The organism is Pseudomonas sp. 102515 (assembly GCF_031085165.1).
Lineage (GTDB): Bacteria > Pseudomonadota > Gammaproteobacteria > Pseudomonadales > Pseudomonadaceae > Chryseomonas.
The window spans coordinates 375,401-388,728 of record NZ_JAVHTY010000005.1 but is presented as its reverse complement, the minus strand read 5'-3'; the positions used below and the strand labels follow the sequence as shown (position 1 = coordinate 388,728).

General features: G+C 67.4%; 13 protein-coding genes and 1 tRNA gene. 7 read left to right on the top strand and 7 right to left on the bottom strand.

Going from position 1 to position 13,328, the window contains the following annotated elements; all coding sequences use genetic code 11:
- The 5 genes from RCF34_RS20380 (at position 1) to RCF34_RS20360 (ending at position 5,569) form a co-directional block, all read left to right on the top strand.
- Entirely contained in the window at positions 1–1,842 is a 1,842-nt protein-coding gene (locus RCF34_RS20380; protein WP_308709798.1) for an amidohydrolase, read from the top strand.
- An 11-nt stretch (positions 1,843–1,853) separates the two neighbouring features.
- Positions 1,854–3,449 (top strand): MFS transporter, encoded by a 1,596-nt coding sequence (locus tag RCF34_RS20375; RefSeq protein ID WP_308709797.1) that lies wholly within the window; start codon positions 1,854–1,856, stop codon positions 3,447–3,449.
- A gap of 46 nt (positions 3,450–3,495) precedes the next feature.
- On the top strand, positions 3,496–4,119 hold the full coding sequence (gene ycaC, locus RCF34_RS20370; RefSeq protein ID WP_059313433.1) for an isochorismate family cysteine hydrolase YcaC: 624 nt from the start codon (positions 3,496–3,498) through the stop codon (positions 4,117–4,119).
- 68 nt (positions 4,120–4,187) lie between these two features.
- Positions 4,188–5,096, top strand: a complete 909-nt coding sequence (locus tag RCF34_RS20365; protein ID WP_308709796.1) for a LysR substrate-binding domain-containing protein — start codon at positions 4,188–4,190, stop codon at positions 5,094–5,096.
- 83 nt (positions 5,097–5,179) lie between these two features.
- Positions 5,180–5,569 (top strand): hypothetical protein, encoded by a 390-nt coding sequence (locus RCF34_RS20360; RefSeq protein ID WP_308709795.1) that lies wholly within the window; start codon positions 5,180–5,182, stop codon positions 5,567–5,569.
- A gap of 428 nt (positions 5,570–5,997) precedes the next feature.
- Here RCF34_RS20360 and RCF34_RS20355 read toward each other — a convergent pair whose 3' ends face one another.
- On the bottom strand, positions 5,998–6,873 hold the full coding sequence (locus RCF34_RS20355) for a LysR substrate-binding domain-containing protein (protein WP_308709794.1): 876 nt from the start codon (positions 6,871–6,873) through the stop codon (positions 5,998–6,000).
- A gap of 102 nt (positions 6,874–6,975) precedes the next feature.
- On the opposite strand from RCF34_RS20355, the gene RCF34_RS20350 reads away from it, so the two are divergent.
- Both RCF34_RS20350 and RCF34_RS20345 read left to right on the top strand, forming a co-directional pair.
- Complete coding sequence (locus RCF34_RS20350) at positions 6,976–8,163, top strand: MFS transporter (RefSeq protein WP_308709793.1); 1,188 nt, start codon at positions 6,976–6,978, stop codon at positions 8,161–8,163.
- 106 nt (positions 8,164–8,269) lie between these two features.
- Positions 8,270–8,707: a hypothetical protein gene (locus RCF34_RS20345; protein WP_308709792.1), complete on the top strand. Its 438-nt coding sequence runs from the start codon at positions 8,270–8,272 to the stop codon at positions 8,705–8,707.
- Here RCF34_RS20345 and RCF34_RS20340 read toward each other — a convergent pair.
- From RCF34_RS20340 to RCF34_RS20315, 6 genes are all read right to left on the bottom strand, one after another.
- Positions 8,680–9,591, bottom strand: coding sequence for a LysR family transcriptional regulator (locus RCF34_RS20340; RefSeq protein WP_308709791.1), 912 nt, complete (start codon positions 9,589–9,591; stop codon positions 8,680–8,682). The genes RCF34_RS20345 and RCF34_RS20340 overlap by 28 nt on opposite strands.
- Positions 9,592–9,759: 168 nt before the next feature.
- Positions 9,760–10,860: a redox-regulated ATPase YchF gene (gene ychF, locus RCF34_RS20335; protein WP_308709790.1), complete on the bottom strand. Its 1,101-nt coding sequence runs from the start codon at positions 10,858–10,860 to the stop codon at positions 9,760–9,762.
- Between the two features lie 42 nt (positions 10,861–10,902).
- On the bottom strand, positions 10,903–11,487 hold the full coding sequence (gene pth, locus RCF34_RS20330; RefSeq protein ID WP_308709789.1) for an aminoacyl-tRNA hydrolase: 585 nt from the start codon (positions 11,485–11,487) through the stop codon (positions 10,903–10,905).
- A gap of 34 nt (positions 11,488–11,521) precedes the next feature.
- Positions 11,522–12,145 (bottom strand): 50S ribosomal protein L25/general stress protein Ctc, encoded by a 624-nt coding sequence (locus RCF34_RS20325; protein WP_308709788.1) that lies wholly within the window; start codon positions 12,143–12,145, stop codon positions 11,522–11,524.
- A gap of 122 nt (positions 12,146–12,267) precedes the next feature.
- Positions 12,268–13,209, bottom strand: a complete 942-nt coding sequence (locus RCF34_RS20320) for a ribose-phosphate pyrophosphokinase (RefSeq protein WP_007161553.1) — start codon at positions 13,207–13,209, stop codon at positions 12,268–12,270.
- 41 nt (positions 13,210–13,250) lie between these two features.
- A tRNA-Gln gene (locus RCF34_RS20315) sits at positions 13,251–13,325 on the bottom strand.
- Positions 13,326–13,328 lie beyond the last annotated feature (3 nt).

Here is a 13,328-nt window from a genome sequence, read left to right as displayed (position 1 = left end):
ATGCAACACGCCGATCTGATCCTGCACAACGGCAAGCTCCACACCGTCGATCCCGAGCGCCCCGAGGCGAGCGCGGTCGCCATCAAGGACGGCGTCTTTCTTGCCGTGGGTAGCGACAGCGACGTCATGGCGCATCGCGGCCCGGGCACCCAGGTGGTCGACCTGCGCGGTCGCCGTGCCATCCCGGGCCTCAACGACTCCCACCTGCACCTGATCCGCGGTGGCCTCAACTACAACCTGGAGCTGCGCTGGGAAGGCGTGCCCTCGCTGGCCGACGCCCTGCGCCTGCTCAAGGACCAGGCCGAGCGCACCCCGGCGCCCCAGTGGGTACGGGTGGTGGGCGGCTGGAACGAGTTCCAGTTCGCCGAGCGCCGTCTGCCGACCCTGGAGGAGCTCAACCAGGCCGCGCCGGATACCCCGGTGTTCATCCTGCACCTCTACGACCGCGCCCTGCTCAACCGCGCCGCCCTGCGTGTCGTGGGCTACACGAAGGACACGCCCAATCCGCCAGGTGGCGAGATCCAGCGCGATGCCCGCGGCGAGCCCACCGGCATGCTGATCGCCCGGCCCAACGCCATGATCCTCTACGCCACCCTGGCCAAGGGGCCCAAGCTGCCGCTGGAATACCAGGTCAACTCCACCCGCCAGTTCATGCGCGAACTCAATCGCCTGGGCCTGACCAGCGCCATCGACGCCGGCGGCGGCTTCCAGAACTACCCGGACGACTACCAGGTGATCCAGGAACTGGCCGACGCCGACCAGCTCACCGTGCGCATCGCCTATAACCTCTTCACCCAGAGGCCCAAGGAAGAGCTGACCGATTTCAAGAACTGGACCAGCAGCGTCACCCTGCACCAGGGCACCGACTTCCTCCGCCACAACGGCGCCGGCGAGATGCTGGCCTTCTCCGCGGCCGACTTCGAGGACTTCCTCGAACCGCGTCCGGACCTGCCGCCCACCATGGAAGCGGATCTGGAACCGGTGGTGCGCCACCTGGTGGAGCAGCGCTGGCCGTTCCGCCTGCACGCCACCTATGACGAATCCATCTCGCGGATGCTCGACGTCTTCGAGCGGGTCAACCGCGACGTGCCCTTCAACGGTCTGCCCTGGTTCTTCGACCACGCCGAGACCATCAGCCCGCGTAACATCGAGCGGGTCAGGGCGCTCGGCGGCGGCATCGCCATCCAGGACCGCATGGCCTTCCAGGGCGAATACTTCGTCGACCGCTACGGCGCCCAGGCCGCCGAGCAGACCCCGCCGATCCAGCGCATGCTCGCCGAAGGCGTGCCGGTAGGCGCGGGGACCGATGCCACCCGCGTGTCCAGCTACAATCCCTGGACCTCGCTGTACTGGCTGGTCAGTGGCCGCACCGTGGGCGGCCTGGCGCTCTACCAGGAAGGCCTGCCACGGGCCACCGCCCTGCAGCTGTTCACCCAGGGCAGCGCCTGGTTCTCCTCGGAGCAGGGCAAGAAGGGCCAGCTGCGGGTGGGCCAGCTGGCCGACGTGGCGGTGCTCTCGGCGGACTTCTTCACGGTCGAGGAAAAGGCCATCAAGCACCTGGAGTCGGTGCTGACCGTGGTCGGTGGCCGCATCGTCCATGGCGCCGAGGAATTCGATCGCCTGGGTCCGGCGCCCTTGCCGGTCACCCCGGACTGGTCGCCGGTGGTCAAGGTGCCCGGTCACTGGAAACCCGGCGCGCCACTGCAGGCCGCCGTGCACCAATGCGCCGGCGCCTGTTCCGTGCATGGCCACGGCCATGAGCGGGCGCGCCAGAGCCGGGTGCCGGTCAGCGACTTCAGTGGCTTCTGGGGCGCCTTCGGCTGCTCCTGCTTCAGCTTCTGAGGAGCGCCACCATGACCGCCGCCGCCTTGAATCCCAACGCCGCCTCGCCCTGGCAGCCCTTGCGTCAGCGCACCTTCCGCTGGTTGTGGCTGGCCAGCATCGCCTCCAACATCGGTACCTGGATGCACGAGGTGGGCGCTGGCTGGCTGATGACCTCGCTGTCGGCCAGCCCCCTGGCGGTGGCCCTGGTCCAGGTGGCGGGGGCGCTGCCGATGTTCCTGCTGGCGCTGCCGGCCGGCGCCCTGGCCGACATCGTCGACCGCCGCCGCTACCTGCTCGGCGTACAGCTGTGGATGGCCGCGGTGGCCCTGGCCCTGGCCGGCCTGACCCTGGCGGGCTGGATGACCGTACCGCTGCTCCTGGGCCTGACCCTGGCCATGGGCATAGGCACGGCGTTGATGCTGCCGGCCTGGTCGGCGCTCACCCCCGAGCTGGTCGACAAGAGCGAGCTGCCCGCGGCCATCGCCCTGTCCAGCCTGGGCATGAACGTGGCGCGGGCCCTGGGTCCGGCGCTGGCCGGGGTGCTGGTCAGCCTGGCCGGTCCCTGGCTGACCTTCGCCCTCAATGCCGTCTCTTTCCTTGCCGTCATCGTCGCGCTCCTGACCTGGCGGCGAGAGCCTGCAGCCGCCGTGCTGCCCGCGGAGCGCCTGCTGGGCGCAGTCCGGGTCGGTTTCCGCTATGCCCGCAGCTCTCCCCGGCTGCAGGTGGTGCTGGCCCGGACCGCCGCGTTTTTCCTCGGTGCCAGCGCCGGCATGGCGCTGCTGCCGCTGCTGGTCCGCCAGGCCCTGCAGGGCACCGCCCTGGATTTCGGCATCCTGCTCGGGTGCGTCGGGTTGGGTGCCATCGGCGGCGCCATGCTGCTGCCGCGGCTGCGCGAACGGCTGTCCAGTGACCTGCTGGTCGCCAGCGCCAGTGCGCTCTATGCCTTGGTCTTGCTGGGCCTGGCCTGGATTCGCGACTTCGCCTGGCTGCTGCCGGTGATGCTCGCCAGCGGCCTGGCCTGGATCGCCGTGCTCTCCAGCCTGCAGGTGGCGGCCCAGACCGCCGTGCCCGGCTGGGTGCGCGCCCGCGCCCTGGCCGTCTACATCCTGGTGTTCTTCGGCACCAGCGCCCTGGGTGGCGTTGTCTGGGGCGCCCTGGCCAGTCATTTCTCCCTGAGCCTGGCCCTGAGCGCGGCGGCCGGGGTGCTGCTGGCCGGCATCGGGCTGACCTGGCGCCTGCGCCTGCCGGTCACCCCGGCGGCGGACATCGCCCCTTCGCTGCACTGGCCGGCGCCCATCCTCGACGATTCCCTGGACCGCGAGCGCGGCCCGGTGATGGTCACCCTGGAATACGACATCGCCCTCGAACACGGCCCGGCCTTCCGCCAGGCCATGCAGGCGGTGGGCGCCATGCGCCGGCGCAACGGCGCCTTCTCCTGGGCCCTGCTGCAGGACAGCGCCGAGCCGCGCCGCTGGCAGGAATTCTTCTGCGACGAATCCTGGCTGGAACACCTGCGCCACCACCACCGCGTGACCCAGGGCGAACAGCGCCTGGAGGCGGCGGCGCGGCAGTACCAGACCCCCGGCGTGCCCATCGCCATCCGCCATCTCCTGGGCGGCGCCTGACGTCGCCCTTCATCCCAAGCACCACCACTCCACTGAGGACTCCACCATGAGCAAGCCCTACAACCGTCTCGACAAGAACGATGCCGTCGTCCTGCTGATCGACCACCAGGCCGGTCTGATCTCCCTGGTACAGGATTTCACTCCCAGCGACTTCAAGAACAACGTCCTGGCCCTGGCCAACAGCGCCAAGTTCTTCGGCCTGCCCACCATCCTCACCACCAGCTTCGAGCAGGGCCCCAACGGTCCGCTGGTGCCCGAGCTGGTCGAGCTGTTCCCCGAGGCGCCCTACATCGCCCGGCCCGGCCAGATCAATGCCTGGGATAACGAAGACTTCGTCGCCGCCATCAAGGCCACCGGTCGCAAGCAACTGATCATCGCCGGGGTGGTGACCGACGTCTGCGTGACCTTCCCGGCACTGGCGGCCATCGCCGAGGGCTTCGATGTCTTCGTGGTGACCGATGCCTCCGGCACCTTCGACAAGACCGTGCAACAGGCCGCCTGGGCGCGCATGAGCGCCGCCGGCGTGCAGCTGATGAACTGGTTCAGTGTGGCCTGCGAACTGCACCGCGACTGGCGCAACGACATCGAGGGCCTCGGTGCCCTGCTGTCCAACCACATCCCCAACTACCGCAACCTGATGACCAGCTACGCCAAGCTGGCCGCCAAGTAAGGGGAACGATGGTCCGGCGCCTCCCTCGGCGCCGAACCATCCCTGCCAGACCTTCGCGGAGGGATGCCGTGAACCGCAACGACCTGCGCCGCATCGACCTGCACCTGCTGGTGGTGTTCGAAAGCCTGATGCACGAGCGCAACCTCACCCGCACCGCGGAAAAGCTCTTTCTCGGCCAGCCGGCCATCAGCGCCGCCCTGGTGCGCCTGCGGCAATTCTTCGACGATCCCCTGCTGGTGCGCAGCGGTCGGGCGATGGAGCCCACGCCGCGGGCCCTGGCCATTCTCGAACGGCTGAGGCCGGCGCTGGACGGCCTGTCCAATGCCTTGAGCGAGGTCGACGACTTCGACCCCGGCGCCAGTCGCGCGGTGTTTCGCCTGGGCATGTCCGACGACGTCGAATGCGGCCTGCTGCCGCCGCTGCTGGCCCATCTGCGCGAGGTGGCGCCGCACTGCGTGCTGGTGGTGCGCAACGCCAACTTCCTGCTCCTGCCCGGGCTGCTGGCCAGCGGCGAGGTGTCCCTGGGCATCAGCTACACCACCCAGCTGCCGGCCAATGCCAAGTGCCGCACCCTGAGGCATATCCGCGCGCTGGTGGTACGCGCCGACAGCGATCCCGCGCCCCTGACGCTGGAGGACTACTGCGCCCGGCCCCATGTGCTGGTGTCCATGTCCGGCGATCTCTGCGGCAACATCGACGACGACCTGGCGCGCCTCGGGCGCAGCCGCAAGGTGGCCCTGGGCGTGCCCCACTTCAACGGTCTCGGCGCCCTGCTGGCCGGCAGCGACCTGCTCGCCACGGTGCCCGACTACGCCGCCCGGGCGCTGGCTGCGGGCGGCGGCCTGCGCATCGAGGAACCGCCGTTTCCCATCGTCCCGGCCAAGCTGTCGCTGGTCTGGCGCGCGGCCCAGGACCAGGACCCGGGCGAGCGCTGGCTGCGCGGCGAGATCATCAGATTCATGGGCGAGAACCCCTGACGCCGCGGCCATCAGCGCCGTCGATAAGCGCTATCCGCCGGTACGATTTATGGGGGAGGGGGTTGGCTTTCTAGGATGGCTGCATGTCTTCCGGAGCCACGCCCATGAACCTCGCCATCCTCCGCAACGCCCTCCGCCTGCTGGCCTGCGCCGGCTTCCTCGCCCTGCTGGCCGGCTGCGCCAACTCCCACAACGCCTACCTCAGGGATGGCAGCACGGCCTACCTGGTGCAGTGCAACGGGGTCTTCGGCAGCTGGTCCGGTTGCGCTGGGGAAGCGGCGGAACGCTGCAGCACCGGCAGCTACCGGGTGCTCGCCCGCAACCACCTGGATGGCGCCAGCGAAGCCCAGGCCGAAGCCAGTGTCGCCGGCCAGTCCTACCCGGTGCGCAACCTGCTGGTGCAGTGCCAGGGCGAACAGCTGGCCTGGCGGGTGGGCAACTTCGTACGCCGGCTGCCGGTGAGCGAGGGGTGAGGGCACGCCCAGCACAACGACTTCACCCCTGGAAAAGGCGGCGTCGTTTTCCACGCTACGGCTTGGCAGCAAATTGATCTGTGATCTATCGCGGAGGCCAGGGCGGCGATAGACCGTAGGTTGGGTTGAGACGACTCCATCGTCGAAGCCCAACAGGATGTTCAGCCTTGGGCAATGTCGGGCTTCGCTGCGCTCAACCCAGCCTACCAGGGGCCCTTAGGCACGGCCGCATCGGCGGATCGCCATGGCCGCGGTAATGCGAGCAGACGGCAGTCAGTCCTCAAACGTGCGTCAGGAATTTCAGGAGCTGTCCACCGGGCGCATGGGCGAAATCGGCGGTACGGGCCTGACAGCTCGGCAAGGGGCTCACGCTTGGCGATCACTCGCGTATCGCCTCAGCTGCTGCACGGCTTGCCGGTGGGCGAGGGCTAGTCCGCCAGGGCGTCTTCCAGAACCTTGAGAAATTCCCGCGTCGCTGGCGTCGGCAAGGGCGACCAGATGGCATGGACGTTACGTTGCGGCCCATCGCTGACCGGCACCCGAGCCAGACCGGCAAAGGTGCTGGCGATACTGTCGGGCACCAGGCCGATGGCCAACCCGCGCCGGACGAAGCGCTCCAGCAACTGCATGTTGCCCGTCTCGAAACGCACCCGATGGGGCAGGCCCAGGGCGGCGAAGGCCTCGTCGGTCTGCCGCCGGGCGCCGCTGCCGGTGGGCAGGTCCACCAGCGGCAGATCCACCAGCTCGTGCAGTGACAGACGCTCGCGTCCGGCCAGGGCGTGCGCCGCCGGCAGCACCGCCACCAGCTCCTCGCTGAGCAGCAGGCGGCTGTCCACCGCCTCCAGGGCCACCTGGCGCGACAGGCCGATCAGCGCGAAATCCAGCTGGCGCTCGCGCACCGCCGCCAGCAGCGTCTCGCTCTTGTCCTGGCGCAGCCGGATGTCCACCTGGGGATGGCGGGCATGGAAGGTGGCCAGCAACTCGACGATGTCCAGGCGTGGCACCGAAGAGATCAGACCCAGCGTCAGGGTGCCGCGAATGGCGCCGACCGCGGCGGCCACATCCTGCTGCAACCTTTCCACCGCCGCCAGCGCCTGGCGCGCCTGGACCAGCAGCGCCTCGCCGGCGGGGGTGAGGCGCACCTGACGCGGCAGGCGCTCGAACAGGGTGGCGCCCAGCTCGGCTTCCAGGCGGGCGATCTGGTGACTGAGCGCCGACTGCACCACATGGCAACGCTCGGCGGCGCGGGTGAAGTGGCGCTCTTCGGCCAGGGCGATGGCGAATTCCAGCTGCTTGAGATTCATGGCGCTATCTTGAAATGAGATCAAGGTCATCTTAACGATTCATTTAACCGATAGCTGCCGTTGTCCGATACTCATCAGCCCCTTCCTTGCCGGATCCTGCGGATGTCGAATTCCACGCCCCCTCTCAGCCGCTGGCTGACCCTGCTCATGGCCGTCGCCACCGGCATCGCCGTGGCCAGCAACTACTACAACCAGCCGTTGCTGCACACCATCGCCCAGCGCTTCGACCTCAGCTACACCCAGGCCGGCAGCATCGTCACCACCGCCCAGCTCAGCTACGCTGCCGGTCTCCTGCTGCTGGTGCCTTTGGGGGATCTGCTGGAGCGACGCCGGCTGATCGTCATCATGAGCGTGATCGCCGCCGCCGGCCTGGCCCTGAGCGCCACCGCCACCAGTCTGACCTGGTTGCTGCTGGGCACCGCCATGACCGGGCTCTTCTCGGTGGTGGCCCAGGTGCTGGTGCCCTTCGCCGCCACCCTGGCCGCGCCGGAGCAGCGGGGCAGGGCGGTGGGCACCGTGATGAGCGGACTCATCCTCGGCATCCTGCTGGCCCGCACCGTGGCCGGGGCGCTTTCGTCCCTGGGCGACTGGCGCACCGTCTATGCCGTGGCGGCCGGTCTGATGCTGGCCACCGCCCTGGCCCTGCGCCTGGCGCTGCCGCGCTATCAGCAGTCGGCGGGCCTGAGCTATCCACGGCTGCTGGGTTCGGTGTTCGTGCTCTTGCGCGACGAACCCCTCCACCGGCTGCGCACCCTGCTGGGGTGCCTGGGCTTCGCTGTGTTCGCGGTGTTCTGGACGCCCCTGGCCTTCTTGCTCGCCGCCGAGCCCTATGGCTTCAGCGACGGCACCATCGGCCTGTTCGGTCTCGCCGGCGCCGTGGGGGCACTAGCTGCCAATCTGGCCGGACGCATGGCCGACCAGGGCAAGGGTGGCCTCGCCACCAGCATCGGCCTGGCCTCCCTGACCCTGGCCTGGCTACCCCTGGCCTTCGCCCAGCGGTCGCTGGCGGCGCTGCTGGTCGGCATCCTGGTGCTGGATCTCGCCGTGCAGCTCAGCCACGTCAGCAACCAGAACGTGGTCTATCGGCTGCGTCCGGAGGCGCGCAGCCGCCTCAACGCTGGCTACATGACCGGCTATTTCCTCGGCGGCTCCCTGGGTTCGCTGCTTTCGGCACGGCTCTACGAGCACTTCGGCTGGACTGGAGTCAGCCTGGCCGGGTGCCTGCTGGCCGCCACGGCGCTGGCCGTCTGGTGCCTGTTCCTGCTGCGGCAGCGTCAGGCGCGCGCCTGAGCGCCATCATCAGCGCGGTCGATGATCGCTATCCCGCGGGACGATTTCTAGGCGCGGGGCGGGCTGGCGACAATGAGTCCACACCCACCCGACACAGGTACTCGCCATGAAAGCCCTCACCGCCCTCTTCGCCGCCACCTTGCTCACCACCGCCATCGCCCAATCCGCTCAGGCCGAGGAAAGCGCCCTGCGTCCCCTGGGTTCGCTGATCGAAAAGCACCAGCAGCAGGATCGCACCCTGGCCGAAAACGGCGCCGATCGCAGCCTGCAACCCTCGATCCAGCGCCAGCAGCAACGTCTCGACCCGCGTCGCACCCTGGCCGAAAACGGTGCCGAGCGCAGCCTGCAACCCTCGATCCAGCGGCAGCAGCAACGTCTCGACCCGCGTCGCGCCCTGGCCGAAAACGGTGCCGAGCGCAGCCTGCAGCCGGCGATCCAGCGCCAGCAGCAGCGCCTGGACGGCCAACGCCTGGCCGCCGACGGCGCCGAGCGCACCCTCCAGCAGTGGCCTCAGCGTCAACCGACCCGCGGCGCCGTGGCGTGAGTCGGCCGGACCGTCAGGCGGTCGCGCAGATAGTCCGAGAACAGCTGGACGATGCGTGCCGACTGACGATGCTGGGGATAGACCGCATAGACCGCCGCGCTGGGCAGGGCGAAGTCTTCCAGCACCTGCACCAGCGCCCCTGAGGCCAGCGCCGCGCCGATGATGAAGGTCGGCAGCACCGCAATGCCCTGGCCGGCGATGGCCGCGTCCCGCACCACTTCCCCGTTGTTGGCCCTGAGCTGACCCTGCATGGGCAGTGCCAGTGGTTTGCCTCCGCGCTGAAAGCGCCATTCCACCTGGCGACCATGGCCATAGAGCAGACAGCTGTGCTCGGCCAGATCCTCCGGCTGCAGCAGCGGCAGCGCCTTCTGTAGATAACCCGGACTGGCACAGGTCACCAGCTGCATCTCGGTCAGTCGCTTGGCGATCAGACTGGAATCGACCAGGGTGCCGATGCGGATCGACATGTCGTAGCCCTCTGCGAGCAGATCCACCGCCCGGTCATTGAGATCCAGCTCCAGGCGGATCTGCGGATAGGCCGAGAGGAAATCCGGCAGCAGGGGACTCAGGTGCAGGGTGCCAAAGGTCATGGGCGCACTGACTCTCAGCACCCCCTGGGGCACCGTCCGCCGGCTGGAGAGCAATTCCTCGGTGTCGTTGACGTCCTCGAGGATCTTCACCGCCCGCTCGTAGAGCAGCATCCCCAATTCGGTCGCCTGCAAGCGTCGCGTGGTGCGATTGATCAACCGCACGCCCAGACTCTCTTCCAGCAACAGGGTCCGCCGGCTGACGAACTGCTTGGACAGCCCCAGCTTGTCGGCGGCGGCGGTGAAGCTGCCCTCGTTCAGGGTGGTGACGAACAGGCGCAGGTCTTCGAAATTCATGGCGGCATCCAGGCAGCGGGAGACATTTGACGGCGGTCGGATCGCCGTCATTGTGCCAAATCGACGCCCCGCGAGCCGTGCCTTTGGACTGCGACAGTCAATCTCCGCGCAAAAGAAAACCCCCTCGCCACCTTGCGGTGAGGAGGGGGCTCTGGCGTTCGCCGTCGCTTAGACGTTGAAGCGGAAGTGCATGACGTCACCGTCCTTGACGATGTAGTCCTTGCCTTCCAGGCGCCACTTGCCGGCTTCCTTGGCGCCGTTCTCGCCCTTGAAGGCGATGAAGTCGTCGTAGGCCACCACTTCGGCGCGGATGAAGCCCTTCTCGAAGTCGGTGTGGATGGCGGCGGCCGACTGGGGCGCGGTGGCGCCGACCCGGACGGTCCAGGCGCGCACTTCCTTCACCCCGGCGGTGAAGTAGGTCTGCAGGTTGAGCAGCTCGTAGCCGGCGCGGATCACCCGGTTCAGGCCCGGCTCTTCCATGCCCATGGACTCGAGGAACATCTGCTTTTCCTCGTCGTCGTCCAGTTCGGCGATCTCCGCCTCGATCTTGTTGCACACCGGCACCACCACGGCACCTTCTTCTTCGGCGATGGCACGGACCACGTCCAGGTGCGGGTTGTTCTCGAAGCCGTCTTCGGCGACGTTGGCGATGTACATCACCGGCTTGCTGGTCAGCAGGTGGAAGCTGCGCACCAGGCGCTTCTGCTCGTCGTCCAGGCCCTTCAGCAGGCTGCGGGCAGGCTTGCCGGCCTCGAAGTGCGGGATCAGCTGTTCCAGCAGGGCCTTCTGCGCCAGGGCTTCCTTGTCACCGCCCTTGGCGTTGCGGGTCACGCGCTGCAGTTGCTTCTCGCAGCTGTCGAGGTCGGCGAAGATCAGCTCCAGGTCGATCACCTCGATGTCCCGCTTGGGATCCACCGAGTTCGACACGTGGATGACGTTCTCGTCTTCGAAGCAGCGCACCACGTGGGCGATGGCGTCGGTCTCGCGGATGTTGGCGAGAAACTTGTTGCCCAGGCCTTCACCCTTGGAGGCACCGGCCACCAGCCCCGCGATGTCGACGAACTCCATGGTGGTGGGGATCACCCGCTCGGGTTTGACGATCTCCGCCAGGGCATTCAGCCGCGCATCGGGCATGGGCACGATGCCGCTGTTGGGCTCGATGGTGCAGAAGGGGAAGTTTTCCGCCGCGATACCAGATTGGGTCAGGGCATTGAACAGGGTGGACTTGCCGACGTTGGGCAGGCCGACGATGCCGCAATTGAATCCCATGGTGTGTGTCCTCGCGGAAGAAAAGGAAGAGGGTAGGGTAGGTCAGGCCTTGCGGCTGTGCAGGCGTTGCATGGCGCGGGTCAGGTCGCCGGTCAGCAGCTCCGGGACCACCTCCAGGGCGGCGTCGATGCTGGTGTCGAGCAGGTCCTGCTCGCTGCGCGGTGCGCGGCCCAGCACGAAGTTGGAGACCAGGCTGGCATGCCCCGGATGGCCGATGCCCAGGCGCAGGCGCTGGAAGCCGTTCTGATTGCCGAGCTGGGCGATGATGTCGCGCAGCCCGTTGTGCCCCCCGTGGCCGCCGCCGGTCTTGAGGCGTGCGGTGCCGGGTGGCAGGTCGAGTTCGTCGTGGGCCACCAGGATGGCTGCCGGCGGGATGCGGAAAAAGCCGGCGAGCGCCGCCACGGCCTGGCCGCTGCGGTTCATGTAGGTGGTGGGGATGAGCAGACGAACATCGTTGCCCGCGTGGCGGAAGCGCCCCACGAGGCCATGATACTTGCGCTCGACAGCCAGGCTCGCGCCCTGGGCGGCTGCCAGTCGCTCAACGAAAAGGGCCCCTGCATTGTGCCGGGTCTGGTCGTATTCGGGGCCCGGATTACCCAGGCCGACGATCAGTTGGACGGCAGTCATGTCAGGAGCCCTTCTCTTTCAGGCGTGCGAGAACTTACTCGGCAGCGCCTTCTTCGGCAGCGCCGTCTGCAGCTTCTTCACGGATGCGCGGCATGTGGATGCTGGCAACCGGCAGATCGCTGCCATGGGCCAGGGACACCAGCTCGACGCCAGCCGGAACCGACAGGTCGCTCAGGTGAACGATCTGGTCCAGCTCGACCTTGGCCATGTCGACTTCGATGAATTCCGGCAGGTCTTTCGGCAGGCAGGAAACTTCGACTTCGTTGATGGTGTGCAGGATCTCGCCACCCTGTTGCTTCACGCCCACGGAGGTTTCCTGGTTCATGAAGTGCAGGGGCACGTGAGCGGTCAGCTTCTGGCCGGCGACGACGCGCAGGAAGTCGGCGTGCATGACGTAGCCCTTGGAGGGGTGACGCTGCAGGGCCTTGACCAGCACGCTTTCGTTGCTGCCACCGATCTTCAGGGTGATGACGCTGGCGAAGGCGGCTTCGCTTTCCAGCATCTTGGCCAGGTCTTTGCCGACCAGGGTGATGGACGTCGGGGCCTTGTCGCCACCGTAGATCACGGCGGGAACGTTACCGGCATTACGACGCAGGCGGCGGCTCGCACCTTTCCCCAGGTCGGAACGCACTTCGGCATTCAGAGTGAAATCTACCATTGTGAATCTCCAGGATAAGGAATCGGCAGTCCGAGACTTGCGACCAGTTCTACGGCCCTACCGACTAAAAAGCCCCGGGGGGTCTCCTCGACCTTCCGGGGCGCTTCCAGAGCGGCTGTTCCTTAACGGAACATCGCGCTGATGGATTCTTCGTTGCTGATCCGGCGTACCGCCTCGGCCACCACCGGCGCGATGTCCAGTTGGCGGATACGGCTGCAGGCCTGAGCCGCGGCGGACAGCGGAATGGTGTTGGTCACCACCAGCTCGTCCAGCACGGAGTTGTCGATGTTCTCGATGGCCCGACCCGACAGCACCGGGTGGGTGCAGTAGGCCAGGACCTTGGCGGCGCCATGTTCCTTCAGGGCCTTGGCCGCGTGGCACAGGGTGCCGGCGGTATCGACCATGTCGTCGACCAGCACGCAGGTGCGGTCCTGGATGTCACCGATGATGTGCATCACTTCCGACTGGTTGGCCTTGGGGCGGCGCTTGTCGATGATCGCCAGGTCCACACCCAGGCTCTTGGCCACGGCACGCGCACGCACCACGCCACCGATGTCCGGGGACACGATCATCAGATTTTCGAAACGCTGGTCTTCGATGTCATCCACCAGGGCGGGGGAACCGTAGATGTTGTCCACGGGAATGTCGAAGAAGCCCTGGATCTGGTCGGCGTGCAGATCGACGGTGAGCACGCGATTGATGCCCACCACGGTCAGCATGTCGGCGACGACCTTGGCGGTGATGGCGACGCGTGCGGAACGCGGACGGCGATCCTGGCGCGCATAACCGAAATAGGGGATGACCGCGGTGATACGAGTGGCCGAGGAGCGGCGGAAGGCATCGGCCATCACCACCAGTTCCATCAGGTTGTCGTTGGTCGGCTCGCAGGTGGGCTGGATGATGAAGACATCCTTGCCCCGTACGTTCTCGTTGATTTCGACGCTGATCTCGCCATCGGAGAATTTTCCGACGGAGACGTCACCGAGAGGGATATGCAGCTGGCGCACGATGCGCCGTGCCAGATCGGGGTTGGCGTTCCCCGTGAAGACCATCATCTTGGACACGCTGCAGTTCCTGCGGCTTGAGGTGGGTCTTGGAAGGAAAATGGCAGGGGCGGCTGGATTCGAACCAACGCATGGCAGGATCAAAACCTGCTGCCTTACCGCTTGGCGACGCCCCTGTA

Excerpts from the sequence above, each read along its gene's own strand:
- pth (WP_308709789.1), bottom strand. The coding sequence starts at position 11,487 with ATGACTGCCGTCCAACTGATCGTCGGCCTGGGTAATCCGGGCCCCGAA.
- RCF34_RS20345 (WP_308709792.1), top strand. The coding sequence starts at position 8,270 with ATGAAAGCCCTCACCGCCCTCTTCGCCGCCACCTTGCTCACCACCGCC.
- RCF34_RS20325 (WP_308709788.1), bottom strand. The coding sequence starts at position 12,145 with ATGGTAGATTTCACTCTGAATGCCGAAGTGCGTTCCGACCTGGGGAAA.
- RCF34_RS20350 (WP_308709793.1), top strand. The coding sequence starts at position 6,976 with ATGTCGAATTCCACGCCCCCTCTCAGCCGCTGGCTGACCCTGCTCATG.
- RCF34_RS20340 (WP_308709791.1), bottom strand. The coding sequence starts at position 9,591 with ATGAATTTCGAAGACCTGCGCCTGTTCGTCACCACCCTGAACGAGGGC.
- RCF34_RS20380 (WP_308709798.1), top strand. The coding sequence starts at position 1 with ATGCAACACGCCGATCTGATCCTGCACAACGGCAAGCTCCACACCGTC.
- ychF (WP_308709790.1), bottom strand. The coding sequence starts at position 10,860 with ATGGGATTCAATTGCGGCATCGTCGGCCTGCCCAACGTCGGCAAGTCC.
- RCF34_RS20360 (WP_308709795.1), top strand. The coding sequence starts at position 5,180 with ATGTCTTCCGGAGCCACGCCCATGAACCTCGCCATCCTCCGCAACGCC.
- ycaC (WP_059313433.1), top strand. The coding sequence starts at position 3,496 with ATGAGCAAGCCCTACAACCGTCTCGACAAGAACGATGCCGTCGTCCTG.
- RCF34_RS20375 (WP_308709797.1), top strand. The coding sequence starts at position 1,854 with ATGACCGCCGCCGCCTTGAATCCCAACGCCGCCTCGCCCTGGCAGCCC.
- RCF34_RS20355 (WP_308709794.1), bottom strand. The coding sequence starts at position 6,873 with ATGAATCTCAAGCAGCTGGAATTCGCCATCGCCCTGGCCGAAGAGCGC.